We start from the raw sequence: 16,743 nt of genomic DNA, 5'->3' as shown, positions 1-16,743 counted from the left end.
ATCTCATGAAGACACGCGTGTATGAATATGCGAAGCAGCACAACATGAGCAGCAAGGAAATCCTCAATTTGCTAAAGAGATTAAATATAGAAGTTGCAAATCATATGAGTATCATGGACGAACCGATGGTCAAAAAGATTGAAGAGCATTTGGCCAAATTGCGTTCGGGAAGCGGGAAACAACAAGAGCAGCAACGTTCTTCCGGACAGCGGGAGGCAAAGCCCGCTAAGACGGAAGAGAAGAAACGGGATGAATCCAAAGGACAAACACAACGAACCGGACAGTCGAATCAACAGCAACAGCAGCATCGCCGCAATGACCGTCCGGGAAATCAAACTGGCAGCCGACCAGGTGGACAACGACCAGACCAATCACGTCCACAGCACGGAAAAAATCAGGGGAAGAATCAGGAGAGAAAACCAAACGATATGAGAAGTCAACCAGGGAAACCGCTTGATCGCAAACCAGTCAACCAGCAAGAGCCAACGGTGAACGAAAAAGATGATGTACGCACGGGCGAGGATTTTGAAGAAAAGGTAAATATCCCGAACAAGGTAAGCTTGGAAAAACGGGAAAAAATCAAAAAAGCCCCAGGACCAAAGAAAACCTTTGAAGACAACAAGAAGAGCCAGCCGTTCAAAGGCGGAAACAAACGCCAGGACAACCGCAGGCATGGCGGCCAGCGCGAACAGCAGCAACAGCGTCCTGTTCTCGAGCCACCTAGCAAAATTACGTTCACTGAATCTTTGACCGTAGGAGAGCTGGCGAAGAAGCTTCGCAAGGAACCGGCGGAAATCATCAAAAAGTTGTTTAATTTGGGCATCATGGCTACGATTAACCAGGATCTCGATCGCGATGCCATCGAATTGATCTGTTCGGAATACAATGTGGAAGTCGAAGAAAAAATCGTCATCGACGAAACCAACTTTGAAACGATCGAAGAAGTGGACAATCCGGCAGATATGGTGGAGCGTCCGCCGGTCGTTACGATCATGGGTCACGTTGACCACGGAAAAACGACACTGCTTGATGCCATCCGCTCCACGAACGTAGTGGCAGGCGAAGCAGGAGGCATCACGCAGCACATCGGTGCATATCAGGTCGAGATTAAAGGCAAGAAGATTACCTTCCTCGACACGCCTGGCCATGCAGCCTTTACGACCATGCGTGCGCGCGGTGCGCAAATTACGGACATTACCATTCTGGTAGTTGCTGCAGACGACGGCGTAAAACCGCAAACCATTGAAGCGATCAGTCATGCCAAGGCAGCAAAGGTTCCGATTATCGTCGCCGTAAACAAGGTCGACAAACCGGAAGCCAATATCGACCGAATCAAGCAAGAGCTGACCGAGTATGAGCTGGTAGCAGAAGAATGGGGCGGAGATACGATCTTTTCTCCAATTTCCGCTAAGCAGCGCCAAGGTATCGAAGAGCTGCTCGAGTACATTCTGCTCGTTTCCGAAGTGCAAGAGCTGAAGGCCAATCCAAACAAGCGGGCCCGCGGTACCGTCGTGGAAGCCGAGCTGGATAAGGGACGCGGACCTGTAGCGACTGTCCTCGTTCAACACGGTACCCTGAAAGTCGGAGATCCGATTGTCGTCGGTTCCGCCTTTGGACGCGTTCGTGCCATGGTAAATGACAAAGGACGCCGCATGAAGGAAGCTGGACCGAGCACGCCTGTAGAAATTACCGGTCTGAACGACGTGCCGCAAGCCGGGGACCAGTTCATGGTCTTTGAAGATGAGAAAAAAGCGCGTGCAATCGGGGAAGCCCGTGCTTCCAAACAGCGTGAATCCGAGCGCCGCGCAAACACTCGCGTATCTTTAGACGATCTGTTTCAGCACATTCAAGAGGGCGACATCAAGGAGCTCAACCTGATCGTCAAGGCTGACGTTCAAGGTTCTGTCGAGGCTCTTCGCGGCTCTCTGGAAAAAATCGATGTCAACGGAACGCGTGTAAAAATCATTCACACAGGCGTAGGTGCGATTACGGAATCCGATATTACGCTGGCAAATGCCTCCAATGCGATTGTGATCGGCTTCAACGTACGTCCGGAACCAAACGCGCGGAGCATGGCTGAGCAGGAGAGCATTGATATTCGACTGCATCGGGTTATTTACACCGTGATTGAAGAAATTGAACAAGCACTGAAAGGCATGCTGGACCCTGTCTATAAAGAGTCCATCATCGGCCAGGCAGAAATTCGCGAGGTATTTAAAGTGTCCAAAGTGGGCAACATCGCAGGCTGCTATGTTACAGAGGGCAAGCTGACCCGCGATGCCGGTGCTCGTCTGATCCGCGAAGGCGTCGTGATCTACGAAGGAAAGCTGGATACGCTGAAACGCTTCAAGGATGACGCCAAAGAAGTTGCCGCAGGCTACGAGTGCGGACTTACGCTGGAGCGCTACCATGACATCAAGGTTGGCGATGTGATCGAAGCCTTCGTCATGGAAGAAGTAAAACAATAATGATTGCGGGTGCGCGGATTCAATTGTTTCTGCCTGCCTGCCAAAATCTGAAAGAGAAAAGGGCCATTGTCAAAAGCGTTCTGGGAAAACTGCGGAGCAGATTCCATGTCTCCGCGGCAGAGCTGGCCTATCAGGAGCAGTGGCAGCGTGCCGAAATTGGTATCGCTGCCGTTGCCAATGAAATGTCCTTTTTGGCAAATCAGATGCAAGCGATGATACGGCTGGTGGAAAACCATCCCGGTGTGGAGTTGATCCAAGCCGATACGGAATACTACGAGTAGGAAGCCAGCGGAGGTGATAAATATGAACAAGACACGGATGAGCCGGGTTGGCGAAGAGATCAAAAAAGAGCTGAGCATCGTTTTGCAGCGCGGTTTGAAGGACCCTCGCATCGGGTTTGTGACCGTTACGGATGTAGAGGTGACAAGCGACCTGCAGCTTGCGAAAGTATACGTCAGCATTTTTGGCAGCGAAGAACAACGGAGAGACTCTCTGGCTGGGTTGCAAAAAGCGAAGGGCTACCTGCGCACAGAGATCGGAAGACGGGTAAAGCTCCGTCATATACCGGATTTTGTATTTAAATTGGATGAATCGATTGATTATGGCAGCAAAATTGAAACCATCCTGCGTGAAATCTCCACGGATGGAGAAAAAGGGGACAAACAGGATGAGTAATTACAACCGTTCCTTGGAGGAAGCGGTCAGCTTCATGAAGAAGCATGACCGTTTTCTGGTTCTTTCCCACGTCAATCCGGACGGGGACGCCACGGGCTCTGCGTTGGCCGTCGCCCAGATGCTGCGTGATCTCGGCAAAACCTTTGTAGTCATCAACGAAGGCGAGACACCGGCCAGATTTTCCTTTTTGCCCGGATTTGAACAGATTCGCAATGTATCGCAGTCACCGCTGGAGGAGTCTTTCTCGGCGGTGATTGCTGTCGATTGCGCGGACCGCTCTCGCATGGGCAATGTCGAGCATCTCTTTGCTCAGGATGTGCAACTGTTAAACATCGATCATCATCCGACCAACGACGAATTCGGCACATGCAATGTGATCCGGACCGATGCCGCTGCGACTGCGGAAATCCTGTACGATCTGGCTGTAGCCGGCCATTTGCCGTTTCAAGCGGATTTGGCGCTATGCCTCTATACCGGCCTCTTGACCGATACAGGGGGATTTCGCTATTCCAACACCACGCCGCATGTGATGGAGAGTGCCGCCAGTCTGCTCAAATATGGCGTTAATCCGGGCGAGGTCGCTGAGCGTTGCCTCGAAGTGATTACACTCGGGCATGTGAACATTTTGCGCCAAGCGTTGGGCAGTCTGAAGCTGTCATTCCAGAACCAGGTTGCCTCTGTTTGCGTCAGCAGACAGGATCTGGCCGAGGCGAATGCCGACCGCGAAGACGCAGGCGGCCTTGTGAATTACTGCCGCAACATCGAGGGTGTCGAAGTCGGCATTTCCTTCGTGGAAGCGGAGCCGAATGTGGTCAAGGTGAGCTTGCGGGCGCGCAGCTACGTCAATGTAGCCGAGATAGCCAAGCAGCTCGGTGGAGGAGGCCACGCCAAAGCGGCGGGATGTACGCTTCACGGATCATTGGACGAGGTTCGCGATCGAGTCTTGGCCCTGCTGGGGGAAGTCATGGGAGTGAAGGACAATGAGTAAGGTCCACGGTGTCGTGGTGATCGATAAACCGGCTGGCATGACCTCCCATGACTGTGTGGCACGGGTACGCCGGATGTTTGGAACCAAGAAAGTCGGTCATACGGGTACACTGGACCCGGAAGTGACCGGTGTCTTGCCGATTTGTATCGGTAATGCGACGCGGCTGGTGGAGTATTTGCAGGAGCTGCCGAAACGCTATGACGTCATCATGCAGCTCGGCTCCTCGACAACGACCGAGGATGCTGGCGGTGAAATAGTCGAGCACAAGCAGGTCGACCCGCATGACGTTACACAGCAGAAAATCGAGGAAGCGTTCCGGCAGTTTTTGGGTGAAATCGAGCAGATCCCGCCGATGTACTCCGCTGTAAAGGTAAACGGGAAACGTCTGTACGACCTTGCACGCGAAGGAATTGTGATTGAACGGAACGCGAGGAAGGTAACCATTTACGAGCTGGATTTTCACCAGGTAAAAACGGACGGCGAGTTTGTGGACGTTTCCTTTTCCTGCACATGCTCAAAAGGAACGTATGTCCGCACTTTATGTGTTGACCTTGGGCGTGCTCTGGGGTATCCTGCCCATATGAAGCAGTTGCGGCGAGTCAAAAGCGGTCCGTTTTTGGAAAAGGAAGCGATACCGCTTGAGCGGCTGGAAGAAGCAGTCCAGACAGGTGAGGATATAACGAAGCACGTTATTCCGATCTCCCATGCGCTGTCGTTCCTACCGCGGTATGAAATCGCCCCCGACCGAAAAAAAGCGGTGCTGAACGGACTGTCGACCGCTCTCCCGGGTCTTGCGGCTAAAGAAGGTACGCTGATCTGTCTTTTTTCGGGAGAACAGCTTCTGGGAATCCATCGCGTCTGCCTTGGACCCAAGGGCCTTTTTGCAAAGGCTGAAAAAGTCTTTCCTCCTGAGGTGTAACCGTGAAAACGATATCCTTGACTTATCCTTTGCCAAAAGATTTGCTACCTGTCCCCTGCGCGGTCGCTCTGGGGTATTTTGACGGTGTACATATCGGTCACAGGCGGGTAATCCAGAAAGCGATTGACACAGCCAAGGCAAATGGATGGAAAAGCGCTGTGATGACATTCGATCCGCATCCGCGGGAAGTGCTGGGACAAACCGGGTACAGCCAGTATCTTACCCCCCTCCCGGAAAAGCTGGAGCAGCTCGAGAAGATGGGCGTCGACCTGGCGTACGTCATTCGCTTTGACATTTCCTTCGCGGCTGTCTATCCCGAGGACTTTATCGAAGAATGCTTGCTGCCATTGGGGTGCCGTCATGTCGTTGTCGGCTTTGACTACACATTCGGTCACCGGGGGATGGGAACGGCCCAGACTCTGCAGGAGCTTGCCAGGGGCAGATACGGCGTAGACATCGTTGGCCCGGTCAACCGCCTAGGCGAAAAAGTTAGCAGTACGGTCATTCGCGAATACCTGCACCATGGAGATGTGGAACAGACCCGGCACTTGCTGGGACGTCCTTACAAAATCAGCGGAGAAGTGGTACACGGGGATAAACGCGGGCGTACCATCGGTTTTCCGACGGCGAACGTACGCGTCTCAAGTCCTTATCTGATCGGCAAGAACGGAGTGTACGGTGTCCGGTTTACCGTTGGCGGACAAGTATATCAAGGTGTCATGAATGTCGGGATCAAGCCGACATTTGAATTGGAGAAGAAAGAAAAATCGTTGGAAGTGCACATTTTTGACTTCAAACGCGAAATCTACGGGGAAAAAGTAGAAGTAGAATTTTTGTTCTTTATTCGGGATGAACAAAAATTCTCTGGGGTTGAAGCCCTGATCGCGCAAATCCAGCAGGATGTACAGGTCGCCAAGGAAAAATTCGCTGAGGGAAATGCATGATTCGTCTTTGCTTTTAGCGGGCCTGTATGCTATAATTCATAACGTTGCAGAAAAACCGCAGCTTGGTTGTCCGATTCTCACCGACGGCAAACTCGGCTGACGGGGATAAAATGTAGGAGGTGAGTCAAGATGGCATTGTCTCAAGAACGTAAAGCACAGCTGATCCAAGAGTTCCGCACTCATGAAAATGACACCGGTTCTCCGGAAGTTCAGATCGCTATCCTGACAGAAAACATTAACAATCTGAACGAGCATTTGCGTACGCACAAAAAAGATCACCACAGCCGTCGTGGTCTTTTGAAAATGGTAGGTCAACGCCGCAACCTGTTGGGCTACCTGCGCGAGCTGGATGTTACACGTTATCGCGAACTGATCAATCGTCTTGGTCTGCGTCGCTAGTTCGTATCAGGAGAAAAAAGCGGGTTCATCCCGCTTTTTCTATTATCTAAAACCGCTGCCAAAGCTGCCCATTTAATTTTGATGGCGGCAGGAAATAATACATACAGGTAGAAAATGATTGTGTATCGTGCACAATGAGGTAAAGGAGGACTGCTAGCAACATGGAGCAACAATTCCGTACATACGAGTTTGAACTGGCAGGCCGCAAACTGACGCTGGAATTTGGCAAAATGGCAAAGCAGGCGCAAGGTTCGGTCTTGGTTCGATACGGCGATACGGCTATTCTTTCTGCCGTTACGGTTTCCAAAGAGCCGAAGCCGCTTGACTTCTTTCCATTGACTGTCAACTATGAGGAGCGTCTATACGCTGTCGGAAAAATCCCCGGAGGGTTTATTAAACGGGAAGGACGCCCGAGCGAGAAGGCTATTTTGGCCAGCCGTCTGATCGACCGTCCGATCCGTCCGCTGTTCCCTGAAGGATTCCGCAACGACGTCCAAGTGGTAAACACCGTACTGTCGGTGGATCAGGACTGCTCTCCTGAGATCGCAGCCATGATCGGAACGTCTGCCGCCCTCTGCGTTTCCGAGATTCCTTTCAACGGGCCGATTGCCGGCGTGATCGTAGGGCGTGTAGATGGTAAGCTCGTCGTTAACCCTACTGTTGAACAGATGGAGAAGAGCGACATTCACCTGGTGGTAGCAGGAACGTATGATGCGATCAACATGGTGGAAGCAGGAGCAGATCAGGTTCCTGAATCAGTCATGCTGGAAGCGATCATGACCGGTCACGATATGATCCGGAAGCTGGTAGAGTTCCAGAACAAGATCGTAGCTGAGATCGGCAAGGAAAAAATGGTTGTGGTGCTTCATGAGGTAGACCCGCAGGTCAATCAGGCTGTTCGGGAATACGCTGAAGCGCGTCTGAAAGAAGCGATTCGCATTGAAGAGAAACAGGCTCGTTACGACGCCATCGATGCGATCAAAGCGGAGACCAAGCAGCATTTCGCCGAAGCAAATCCGGAGACTTATGCGGAGCAAGAGCGGGCCATCGACGAGGTTCTCTACAACATCGTCAAGGAAGAGGTACGCCGCTTGATCACCGAAGAAAAAATTCGCCCCGATGGACGAGCTCTGAACGAAATTCGTCCGCTGTCCAGCGAGACGAACATCTTGCCGCGTACACACGGTTCCGGACTGTTTACGCGCGGTCAAACCCAGGCTCTCAGTGTCTGCACCCTCGGCGCGTTGGGCGACGTGCAAATCCTGGATGGCCTTGGGCTGGAAGAGTCTAAACGCTTTATGCATCACTACAATTTCCCGCCGTACAGCGTAGGGGAAGCACGTCCGCTTCGTCCTCCAGGCCGCCGCGAGATTGGTCACGGTGCGTTGGGTGAACGCGCAATTGAGCCGATCATCCCATCCGAAACCGAGTTCCCGTATACAATCCGACTTGTATCGGAAGTAATTGAATCGAACGGTTCCACCTCGCAGGCCTCGATTTGCGCCAGCGTACTTGCTTTAATGGATGCCGGTGTGCCGATCAAGGCACCTGTAGCCGGAATTGCCATGGGTCTGATCATGGGCGAAGACGGAAAAACCTTCTCTATTCTGACAGACATCCAAGGGATGGAAGACCATCTGGGCGATATGGATTTCAAAGTCGCAGGTACCGAAACAGGGGTTACTGCGATTCAGATGGACATCAAGATCGCCGGCATCAACCGTGAAATTCTGGAGCAAGCGCTGGAACAGGCAAGAGAAGGCCGTTTGACCATTCTCAAGCATATGCTCAGCACGATTTCCGAGCCGCGCAAGACGCTGTCTCCCTATGCGCCTAAGATTCTCACGATGCAAATCAATCCGGACAAGATCCGCGATGTCATCGGACCTCAAGGCCGTATCATCAACAAGATCATCGATGAGACCGGGGTCAAAATCGATATTGAACAGGATGGCCGCATCTTTATTGCATCGGTGGACCACGACGCAAACCTGCGGGCAAAACAGATCATCGAAGATCTCGTGCGCGAGGTAGCCCTCGGACAAACATACCTGGGAACTGTGAAGCGCGTGGAAAAATACGGTGCATTCATCGAGCTGTTCGCTGGAAAAGAAGGGCTCTGCCACATTTCCCAGCTGGCTGAAGAGCGCGTAGCGAAGACAGAAGATGTCGTATCCGTTGGCGATAAAGTGATGGTAAAGGTCACCGAGATCGACGACCAAGGCCGTATCAACCTGTCCCGCAAAGCTGTTCTGAAAGAGCAAGCGGCGCAAAACGCACCAGTACAAGCAGAATAACGGGTTAACCGTTTCCCAGAAAAACGTCATGACGTTTTTCGCAGACAAAGGCTTCGTCACTCGAAGGACTCTTCGCGTACGGAAGCTTTTTCTTTTTCCTTCTATCTTCCCGGCTCTCCTCATACATTGGACAAAGAAGGACTTGTACGTGTGAAAGCCGGGAGGGGCATGTGGATGAACAAAGCAGTGACATTTCGGATCCTGTTTACGGTAGGCTGCGCCGTATTGCTCGCACTGACCCTGAATTACAGACCGATCGATCGCTATATAGAAACGGTAAAAATCAAATCGATAACGGCCGACAAGCCGATTGCGGGTGGGCAGGAGGATGAGCTTCGGAAGAAAATCGACGAGTGGAAGCAGGGGAGGGAGGAGGCGCCGATCAATGCGAAGGTCGACCGGGTGTGGCGTGCCATTCCGGGATATAACGGATTGGCTGTGAACGTGGAAGCCTCCCTCGAAAAGCTGAAGACCGCGCAGACAGCAGGCCCCGGAGCGCTTGTCTTCGAAGAAATCCCTCCCGCCATCTCGCTGGAACAGCTGGGAGCCCATCCGATTTATCGCGGAAATCCGCAAAAACCCGCTGTTTCTTTTATGATCAATGTTGCTTGGGGCAATGAATATTTGGATACGATTTTGGATACGTTGGACAAACACGGCGTGAAAACGACTTTTTTCCTGGATGGCTCCTGGGTGAAGCGGTACCCGGAGCTGGCCAAAAAAATTGCAGAGCGCGGCCACGAGATCGGCAACCACGCCTATTCTCATCCGGATATGGCAAAAATCGGCGTGGAGCGGATGAGGCAGGAAATCTCAAAAACCCAGGAAGTGATTCAAAAGACGCTGGGAATAAAACCGGTCTTGTTTGCACCTCCTTCCGGTTCCTTTAATCAATCGGTGGTCAACATTGCTCACAACGAGTTTCAGATGAAGACCATTTTGTGGACGGCAGATACGGTCGATTGGAGGAAGCCGCCAGTGGGCGAGATGGTCAGTCGCATCGAGGCCAAGCTGGGCAACGGTGTTCTGATTCTGATGCACCCAACGGCACCTACAGCTGCAGGATTGGATAAAATGATCCAGGACGCCAAGAAAAAAGGCCTGATGCCGATGCCGGTTTCAGAAGTAATTTCCAGTAAGCGGCTGCGATGACACCCCCTTTATTGTGAGAATAGGCGTATTTTGTTATAGTAAAACTTGTTTGCAAGCAATCAAACGAGCAAAGGATGGAATAGCAACCGAGGAGGGTTTATGTGATACAACGATATACATGTGAGAACGGGCTCCGCATCATTACGGAGAAAATCCCATCCGTACGTTCAGTGGCTTTGGGTGTATGGGTCGGAACCGGTTCCAAGTTTGAGACGGAACGGGATAACGGAATCTCGCATTTTCTTGAACATATGTTCTTCAAAGGAACGACGAACCGTTCAGCAAAGGAAATTGCGGAAACGTTTGATGAAATCGGAGGGAATGTAAACGCCTTCACCTCCAAGGAGTACACGTGTTACTATGCGCGCATCCTCGATCAGCATGCGCCGATCGCCCTGGATGTATTGACGGATATGTATTTTAACTCCGTATTTGATCCAGAAGAGCTGGAGAAGGAAAAAAATGTGGTCATCGAGGAAATCAGCATGTACGAGGATACTCCAGACGACCTGGTCCACGATTTGATTGCAATGGCAAGCTACGGGGACCATTCGCTAGGATATTCGATTCTCGGGACGGAAGATGTGCTGCGCTCTTTGAAAAGAGAGAATTTGCTCGATTACATTGATGGTCATTACCTCCCTTCCAATACCGTCGTGACGGTGGCCGGAAATTTTGACGAAGCATTGATTGAGGATATCAAGCGCAGATTTTCTTCCATGCAGCGAAATGCAAGGATGCAAGAGGTACGGACGCCGGAGTTCCAGGGACGCTCGATTGCCCACCATAAAGCAACGGAACAGGCACATTTGTGCATTTCCCTGCCAGGCTTTCAGGTAGGCCATGAGGATACCTATTCACTGATCTTGTTGAATAACGTGCTCGGCGGCAGCATGAGCTCCAGGCTGTTTCAAGAAATTCGTGAGGAACGCGGCCTGGCTTACTCGGTGTACTCGTATCATTCATCTTTCAAAGAGGCAGGTACATTCACCATTTATACGGGAACCGCACCGGAGCAGGTTGGGCAGGTTTTCGATATTGTCGCCAATGTGCTTCGCGATGTTACCGAACATGGAATTACCGAGAAAGAACTGAAAAAGGGCAAGGAGCAGTTGAAGGGCAGCTTGATGCTCAGCCTGGAAAGCACAAACAGCCGGATGAGCCGCCTCGGCAAAAACGAATTGCTGCTCGGGCGTCATCTCAGTCTGGATGAGATTGTCGCGAAGATCGACCGTGTTTCGCATGAGTCCGTCCTTTCAGTCGCTAGACAGCTGTTCCGCTCCAAGCTGGCCATGGCCATGGTAAGTCCATTGGACGGTTTCCCCGACAACGTTAGAAGCGATATTCTCCTGTGAAAAAATCCGGCATAGACCGGATTTTTTTTCGTATAAAAGTAGAAACGAATAACCTTGACGAGCCCCGGAATGGCGGGTCCGTAAAGGAAGCGGCCACTTCATAAGAACTGGCATGAGAGGCGGTTCAAAATAAGGGGGATGGAGTGCATGCGTTTAAGCGAGATGAGCGGCAAGGAAATCATCGGGTTGGACAATGGGGAGCGATTGGGCGTGATCGGCGACTCTGACCTGGAGATCAATACCGAGACAGGAAGCATCCACGCGATTATCGTACCGGGTGGAAGCTTTTTTGGTTTCGGAAAGAAGCGCGACGACATGGTCATTCCCTGGGACGCCATCGTCAAAATCGGGCCGGATATGGTGATTATTCAGGTAAATAAAAATCAGTCACAAGCTTTGGAAAAATAGGCGCTTTAGTCACCGAACCGGATACGGCCGAATAGGATGGGGTAGACGTAACGCTTTCCGTTATCTTTTTCACACGGAAAAACCTTTGCGTTTCGATCGTTTAATGCAGTAAAATGTGTGGAAAGGGGAACGCAGCATGCTAACGGGTAAACACGTTGCCTTTATCGGCGGCGACGCACGCCAGTTGGAAGTGATCAAGCGTTGCATTCAACTGGATGCCAGTGTCACGCTGATTGGCTTTGACAACCTGGAAAGCATCTTCACCGGGGCAACCAAAAGACCATTAACATGCGATGTGTTGAAAGACGTTGACGCCTTGATTCTTCCCATCGTCGGGTCGGATGACAACGGCTATGTGGAAAGCATATTCTGCTCTAAGCCGCTGCAGCTATTGGATGAGCATGTAGCGAGTCTTCAAAAGCACTGCATTGTCTACACGGGTATGGCAAAGACATATTTGAAGCAACTGCTTGCCGCCCAGCAAATTGAGCTGGTGGAACTTCTGGATCGTGATGATGTGGCCATTTACAATTCGATCCCGACCGTAGAGGGAGCCTTGATGATGGCCATCCAGCATACAGACATCACGATACACGGTTCGCAGTCCATCGTGCTTGGTTTGGGACGGACAGGCATGTCCATGGCGCGTGCGCTGCATTCGCTGGGAGCCAGAGTTCGTGTAGGGGCAAGACGTCAGGAACACATAGCACGTATTTTTGAAATGGGGCTGACGCCCTTTCATATGAGCGAATTGAAACAGCAGGTGAACAATGCCGATTTTATTTTCAATACGATCCCGAAGCTTGTACTGACAGCGGAAATCATCGCCCAAATGCCGCAAACGGCATTTATTCTTGACCTCGCTTCCAAACCGGGGGGGACTGATTTTCGCTATGCCGAAAGACGGGGAATCAAGGCTTTGCTTGCACCCGGATTACCCGGTATCGTCGCACCCAAAACAGCCGGACAGATTTTAGCCCAAACCTTGTCGCGTCTTATCGGGGAGCAAACGATCACCAGGGGGAATCAGCATGGGTAAACTTCAGGGAAAGACGATCGGTTTTGGACTGTCTGGCTCACACTGCACGTTTGAGGAAACCATGCCGCAAATCAAGCGGCTTGTGGACGCGGGCGCCCGTGTCGTTCCCATTGTTACGAATACGCTCCTTACCACTGACACCCGTTTCGGCACATCCGAGAGCTGGCAAAAGCAGCTTGTGGACATAACCGGGGAAAAGCTGATCACAACGATCCCGGAGGCGGAGCCGCTCGGTCCATCCAAGCTGCTGGATGTAATGGTGATTGCTCCATGCACGGGCAACACGACCAGCCGCCTGGCAAATGCCATCACGGACAGCCCCGTGCTTATGGCAGCCAAGGCTACGATGCGAAACTTGCGGCCAGTTGTAATAGCGATCTCGACCAATGACGGATTGGGTTTGAACGCAGCCAATATTGCAAAGCTTCTGGCGGCGAAAAACGTCTATTTTGTGCCTTTCGGACAGGATGCTCCTGACAAAAAACCTACCTCGCTGGTAGCTCGTATGGAACTTATTTTGGAAACGTGTGAGGCTGCGTTAGAAGGCCGACAATTGCAACCCTTGTTGATAGAAAGATACCAATACTAAAACCAGTACTGTTTGAGCGCGATTAGGAGGAGAGTAGAAGATGGCGAACCAACTGACCTACAACGTTGCTGTGGTCGGTGCAACCGGCGCAGTCGGGCAGCAGATGATCAAAATTTTAGAAGAGCGGAATTTCCCAATTAAGCAGTTGAAGCTGCTTGCTTCCAGCCGTTCGGCAGGCAAAACGGTCATGTTCAAGGGACAAGAGATCGTTCTGGAAGAAGCGACACCGGACAGCTTTGCTGGAGTTGATTATGCCCTGTTCAGCGCAGGCGGAGCGATCAGCAAGGAGCTGGCTCCTCACGCTGTGCGCCACGGCGCAGTCGTAATCGACAACACAAGCGCTTACCGGATGGACCCGGAAGTCCCGCTGGTCGTTCCGGAAGTGAACATGGATGCCGCTCTTGCCCACAAGGGGATCATTGCCAACCCGAATTGCTCGACAATTCAAATGGTAGCCGCTTTGAAACCCCTTTATGATCGCTATGGAATAGATCGGATCATCGTCTCTACTTATCAGGCAGTCTCCGGAGCGGGCGCGTCTGCCATTCAAGAGCTGTTGACGCAGTCCCGTGACGTTTTGGATGGCAAAGAACCGGAGTGCAAGGTGCTTCCGGTAGGGAAACTGCCTGTTCATCATCAGATCGCGTTCAACGCTATTCCGCAAATCGACGTGTTTACGGAAAACGGATTTACGTATGAAGAAATGAAAATGGTGAACGAGACAAAGAAAATCTTCGGGGACGACAATGTGCTCGTATCTGCTACCTGCGTTCGCATCCCGGTTGTATATGGACACAGCGAAGCTGTCTATGTAGAGCTGAAAGAGGATTACGATCTGGCAGAAGTAAAATCGCTGCTGGAAAAAGCTCCCGGCGTCGTATTGACCGATGTACCGGAAGAGCAGCGCTATCCTTTGGCTACGGATGCGGCAGGCAAACTGGATGTGTTTGTAGGACGCGTACGCCGCGACCTTCATCATCCAAGAGGACTGCACATGTGGATTGTGTCCGACAACCTGCTCAAGGGTGCTGCTTGGAATACAGTACAAATCGCTGAAGAACTCATCAAAGCACGAGCATAGGGGAGAGGTTTGTGAAAATTCTCGTCCAGAAATTCGGTGGATCTTCACTGACAACAGAAGATTGCCGGATCAGGGCTATTACGCATATAAAAAGAGCAATCGACGAAGGCTATGCCCTCGTCGTTGTCGTGTCAGCGATGGGGCGCAAGGGCGATCCCTACGCGACTGACACATTGCTGCAGCTCATTCGCAGCAACGGGAACGGTTTGCCCAAAAGAGAGACGGATCTGTTGATGCACACGGGTGAAATCATCTCGGCAACGGTCATGTGCAGCATGCTGAATGCCGAGGGAATACACGCGACGATTTTGACAGGCGGGCAGGCGAATATTGTCACCAGCGATGATTTTACTAATGCGCAGATCGAGACGATTGAACCAAAGCGAATCTTGCAGGAGCTGGAAGCCGGGAAAGTGGTTATCGTTCCCGGTTTTCAGGGACGGACGCCGGATTGGGAAATTACGACGCTCGGCCGAGGAGGAAGCGACACGACGGCAACAGCTCTAGGCGTCGCGCTCCATGCCGAAATGGTAGACATTTTCACTGATGTGAACGGAATCATGACGGCTGATCCACGGATTGTGGATGAGGCCCAGCCGCTGGCGACGGTTACGTATTCGGAAATCTGCAACATGGCACATCTGGGGGCGAAGGTTATCCATCCGCGTGCTGTCGAGATTGCCATGCAGGCAAATGTCCCCATTCGTGTCCGATCCACTTTTTCGGATGATCCAGGTACACTGGTTACCAACCTTTTGGAGATTGGTCGAATGGGGTACACTGTACATGATCGGCTGGTCATGGGGATCGCGCATGTCCCGAATATTACGCAAATCAAAGTCGCCAACAAGGATGGCCGTTACGATACGCAGCTGCAGGTATTCAAGGCGATGGCCAAGAATGACATCAGTGTCGACTTCATCAACGTGAATCCGTTGGGTGTCGCGTATACGGTCCATGATGAAATGGGAGAAAAGGCTTCCCGCATCTTGACGGATATGGGATACGAGCCTCAGTTATTGCCGCATTGCGCAAAGGTCTCTGTAATCGGTGCGGGGATGACGGGCGTTCCCGGTGTCATGGCTCAGATTGTGGAAGCTTTGACGCACGAGGACATTCCCATTCTGCAGTCTGCTGACTCCCATACGACCATTTGGGTTCTGGTGCACGAGGAAGACATGGTACGGGCCGTTCGCGCCCTGCATCATCAATTCCAACTGCATACCGGACACTTATAGCAGCTATGACATTATACATGTGAGAATAGACAGAGGAGTTGGGGGCAGTGGCACGTTTTGGCCGATTGGTTACCGCGATGGTAACTCCTTTCAATCAACAACTGGAAATCGATTATGAACAAACCGAGCGTCTTATTGATCATTTGCTGGCCACCGGGACGGATGCGGTAGTAGTAAGCGGGACAACGGGCGAGTCGCCGACGCTGTCCGCCAGGGAAAAGCTGGATTTGTTCAAGCATGTCGTGTCCTATGCAAAAGGGAAATGCCATATTATTGCCGGTACAGGCAGCAACAATACGGCGGCGAGCATCGAGTTTACGAAAGAGGTTGAAAAGATCGGCGTTGACGCAGTCATGCTCGTCACTCCGTATTACAGCCGTCCTTCCCAGGAAGGAATATATCAGCACTTCAAGGCTCTTGCCGAGTCTACCAAGCTGCCAGTCATGCTGTACAATGTTCCCGGCCGTACGAGTGTAAACATGACAGCAGAGACTACTCTCCGGCTCGCGCAATTGCCCAATGTGGTTTGCGTGAAAGAAGCATCCGGCAACCTGTCTCAAATGGCATCCATCATTGAGCATGCGCCGGAAGGGTTTGAGCTGTACAGCGGGGATGACGGGTTGACACTTCCGGTACTGTCTATCGGGGGCGTAGGCATCGTCAGCGTGGCCAGCCACGTGGTAGGTGCACAAATGTCCGAGATGATGTCCGCGTTTTTCCGTGGAGAGCATGCACAGGCAGCGGCTATTCATCGCAAACTCCTGCCTGTATTTGAAGGCTTGTTTGCCTATCCCAGCCCAGGACCGGTCAAAGCGGCCCTGGAGAAGCTCGGAGTACAGACCGGTGGCGTTCGGTTGCCATTGGTCGATTTGACCGAAGAAGAAAAAGCGTTTGTCCATTCGCTGTTGGGATAAACAGCGAACCAAAAACGGGAGCCGCTCCAAGGCCCCCGTTTTGCTGTTTCGCTTCTGTTCTCAGACCAGCAAGGGACTGAACATCCAGTGAAGGAAAAGAACCAGCACTCCCAGACTGATGTTGATCCAGCCGAGGAGCTTTGCGGCTCGTCGTTCTCTCTTCATGTTTGCCGCCCGGTAAGTCTCGGAGTCGATCAGAAGGACGAATATGCCGGTAGCTATCGCCAGAAACACTACATAGTAGATGTACCCGAGATGCAGGGAGAAACTCATGTAT

The 16,743-nt window shown here is 51.8% G+C and carries 17 protein-coding genes; 16 read left to right on the top strand and 1 reads right to left on the bottom strand.

Annotation, left to right across the window (positions count from 1 at the left end):
- Window positions 1-5: 5 nt before the first annotated feature.
- The 16 genes from infB (at window position 6) to dapA (ending at window position 16,466) form a co-directional block, all read left to right on the top strand.
- Complete coding sequence (infB, locus tag NST37_RS14810) at window positions 6-2,468, top strand: translation initiation factor IF-2 (protein ID WP_003385843.1); 2,463 nt, start codon at window positions 6-8, stop codon at window positions 2,466-2,468.
- Window positions 2,468-2,749 carry a DUF503 domain-containing protein gene (locus NST37_RS14805; protein ID WP_003385842.1) on the top strand — a complete coding sequence of 94 codons (282 nt, stop codon included), beginning with the start codon at window positions 2,468-2,470 and terminating at the stop codon, window positions 2,747-2,749. Before infB ends, NST37_RS14805 begins: the two co-directional genes overlap by 1 nt.
- Window positions 2,750-2,771: 22 nt before the next feature.
- Window positions 2,772-3,143 (top strand): 30S ribosome-binding factor RbfA, encoded by a 372-nt coding sequence (rbfA, locus tag NST37_RS14800; protein WP_003385841.1) that lies wholly within the window; start codon window positions 2,772-2,774, stop codon window positions 3,141-3,143.
- Window positions 3,136-4,131 carry a bifunctional oligoribonuclease/PAP phosphatase NrnA gene (locus NST37_RS14795; RefSeq protein WP_031932903.1) on the top strand — a complete coding sequence of 332 codons (996 nt, stop codon included), beginning with the start codon at window positions 3,136-3,138 and terminating at the stop codon, window positions 4,129-4,131. Before rbfA ends, NST37_RS14795 begins: the two co-directional genes overlap by 8 nt.
- A complete protein-coding gene (truB, locus tag NST37_RS14790) occupies window positions 4,124-5,050 on the top strand; it encodes a tRNA pseudouridine(55) synthase TruB (RefSeq protein ID WP_339185541.1) in 927 nt (308 codons plus the stop codon). The genes NST37_RS14795 and truB overlap by 8 nt, the downstream gene beginning before the upstream one ends.
- Before the next feature lie 2 nt (window positions 5,051-5,052).
- A complete protein-coding gene (locus NST37_RS14785) occupies window positions 5,053-5,994 on the top strand; it encodes a bifunctional riboflavin kinase/FAD synthetase (protein WP_003385836.1) in 942 nt (313 codons plus the stop codon).
- 129 nt (window positions 5,995-6,123) lie between these two features.
- Window positions 6,124-6,393 (top strand): 30S ribosomal protein S15, encoded by a 270-nt coding sequence (gene rpsO / locus NST37_RS14780; protein WP_003385834.1) that lies wholly within the window; start codon window positions 6,124-6,126, stop codon window positions 6,391-6,393.
- A 161-nt stretch (window positions 6,394-6,554) separates the two neighbouring features.
- Window positions 6,555-8,690 carry a polyribonucleotide nucleotidyltransferase gene (gene pnp, locus NST37_RS14775; RefSeq protein ID WP_003385833.1) on the top strand — a complete coding sequence of 712 codons (2,136 nt, stop codon included), beginning with the start codon at window positions 6,555-6,557 and terminating at the stop codon, window positions 8,688-8,690.
- A gap of 174 nt (window positions 8,691-8,864) precedes the next feature.
- Window positions 8,865-9,842 carry a polysaccharide deacetylase family protein gene (locus NST37_RS14770; RefSeq protein WP_003385832.1) on the top strand — a complete coding sequence of 326 codons (978 nt, stop codon included), beginning with the start codon at window positions 8,865-8,867 and terminating at the stop codon, window positions 9,840-9,842.
- A gap of 101 nt (window positions 9,843-9,943) precedes the next feature.
- Window positions 9,944-11,197 (top strand): pitrilysin family protein, encoded by a 1,254-nt coding sequence (locus tag NST37_RS14765; RefSeq protein WP_339185540.1) that lies wholly within the window; start codon window positions 9,944-9,946, stop codon window positions 11,195-11,197.
- A gap of 147 nt (window positions 11,198-11,344) precedes the next feature.
- The gene (locus tag NST37_RS14760; protein WP_003385830.1) at window positions 11,345-11,605 is read left to right on the top strand and encodes a YlmC/YmxH family sporulation protein; all 261 of its coding nucleotides are present in this window, start codon (window positions 11,345-11,347) and stop codon (window positions 11,603-11,605) included.
- A 136-nt stretch (window positions 11,606-11,741) separates the two neighbouring features.
- Window positions 11,742-12,644: a dipicolinate synthase subunit DpsA gene (dpsA, locus tag NST37_RS14755; protein ID WP_024983827.1), complete on the top strand. Its 903-nt coding sequence runs from the start codon at window positions 11,742-11,744 to the stop codon at window positions 12,642-12,644.
- Window positions 12,637-13,233 (top strand): dipicolinate synthase subunit B, encoded by a 597-nt coding sequence (locus NST37_RS14750; protein WP_003385828.1) that lies wholly within the window; start codon window positions 12,637-12,639, stop codon window positions 13,231-13,233. The genes dpsA and NST37_RS14750 overlap by 8 nt, the downstream gene beginning before the upstream one ends.
- A 40-nt stretch (window positions 13,234-13,273) precedes the next feature.
- Window positions 13,274-14,314 (top strand): aspartate-semialdehyde dehydrogenase, encoded by a 1,041-nt coding sequence (locus NST37_RS14745; protein ID WP_003385827.1) that lies wholly within the window; start codon window positions 13,274-13,276, stop codon window positions 14,312-14,314.
- An 11-nt stretch (window positions 14,315-14,325) separates the two neighbouring features.
- The gene (gene dapG / locus NST37_RS14740) at window positions 14,326-15,552 is read left to right on the top strand and encodes an aspartate kinase (protein ID WP_003385826.1); all 1,227 of its coding nucleotides are present in this window, start codon (window positions 14,326-14,328) and stop codon (window positions 15,550-15,552) included.
- A 47-nt stretch (window positions 15,553-15,599) separates the two neighbouring features.
- Window positions 15,600-16,466 carry a 4-hydroxy-tetrahydrodipicolinate synthase gene (gene dapA, locus NST37_RS14735; RefSeq protein ID WP_003385825.1) on the top strand — a complete coding sequence of 289 codons (867 nt, stop codon included), beginning with the start codon at window positions 15,600-15,602 and terminating at the stop codon, window positions 16,464-16,466.
- Between the two features lie 60 nt (window positions 16,467-16,526).
- Here dapA and NST37_RS14730 read toward each other — a convergent pair whose 3' ends face one another.
- Window positions 16,527-16,739: a CLC_0170 family protein gene (locus NST37_RS14730; RefSeq protein WP_003385823.1), complete on the bottom strand. Its 213-nt coding sequence runs from the start codon at window positions 16,737-16,739 to the stop codon at window positions 16,527-16,529.
- Between the last annotated feature and the right edge of the window lie 4 nt (window positions 16,740-16,743).

Source organism: Brevibacillus sp. FSL K6-6036 (genome assembly GCF_037964015.1).
Taxonomy (GTDB): Bacteria; Bacillota; Bacilli; order Brevibacillales; family Brevibacillaceae; genus Brevibacillus; species Brevibacillus borstelensis.
Note: the sequence above shows the minus strand (reverse complement) of the source record. Positions and strands in the feature narration are given on the sequence as shown.

Excerpts from the sequence above, each read along its gene's own strand:
- NST37_RS14770 (WP_003385832.1), top strand. The coding sequence starts at position 8,865 with ATGAACAAAGCAGTGACATTTCGGATCCTGTTTACGGTAGGCTGCGCC.
- rpsO (WP_003385834.1), top strand. The coding sequence starts at position 6,124 with ATGGCATTGTCTCAAGAACGTAAAGCACAGCTGATCCAAGAGTTCCGC.
- NST37_RS14795 (WP_031932903.1), top strand. The coding sequence starts at position 3,136 with ATGAGTAATTACAACCGTTCCTTGGAGGAAGCGGTCAGCTTCATGAAG.
- truB (WP_339185541.1), top strand. The coding sequence starts at position 4,124 with ATGAGTAAGGTCCACGGTGTCGTGGTGATCGATAAACCGGCTGGCATG.
- NST37_RS14730 (WP_003385823.1), bottom strand. The coding sequence starts at position 16,739 with ATGAGTTTCTCCCTGCATCTCGGGTACATCTACTATGTAGTGTTTCTG.
- NST37_RS14750 (WP_003385828.1), top strand. The coding sequence starts at position 12,637 with ATGGGTAAACTTCAGGGAAAGACGATCGGTTTTGGACTGTCTGGCTCA.
- dpsA (WP_024983827.1), top strand. The coding sequence starts at position 11,742 with ATGCTAACGGGTAAACACGTTGCCTTTATCGGCGGCGACGCACGCCAG.
- rbfA (WP_003385841.1), top strand. The coding sequence starts at position 2,772 with ATGAACAAGACACGGATGAGCCGGGTTGGCGAAGAGATCAAAAAAGAG.
- NST37_RS14745 (WP_003385827.1), top strand. The coding sequence starts at position 13,274 with ATGGCGAACCAACTGACCTACAACGTTGCTGTGGTCGGTGCAACCGGC.
- pnp (WP_003385833.1), top strand. The coding sequence starts at position 6,555 with ATGGAGCAACAATTCCGTACATACGAGTTTGAACTGGCAGGCCGCAAA.
- infB (WP_003385843.1), top strand. The coding sequence starts at position 6 with ATGAAGACACGCGTGTATGAATATGCGAAGCAGCACAACATGAGCAGC.
- NST37_RS14805 (WP_003385842.1), top strand. The coding sequence starts at position 2,468 with ATGATTGCGGGTGCGCGGATTCAATTGTTTCTGCCTGCCTGCCAAAAT.
- NST37_RS14760 (WP_003385830.1), top strand. The coding sequence starts at position 11,345 with ATGCGTTTAAGCGAGATGAGCGGCAAGGAAATCATCGGGTTGGACAAT.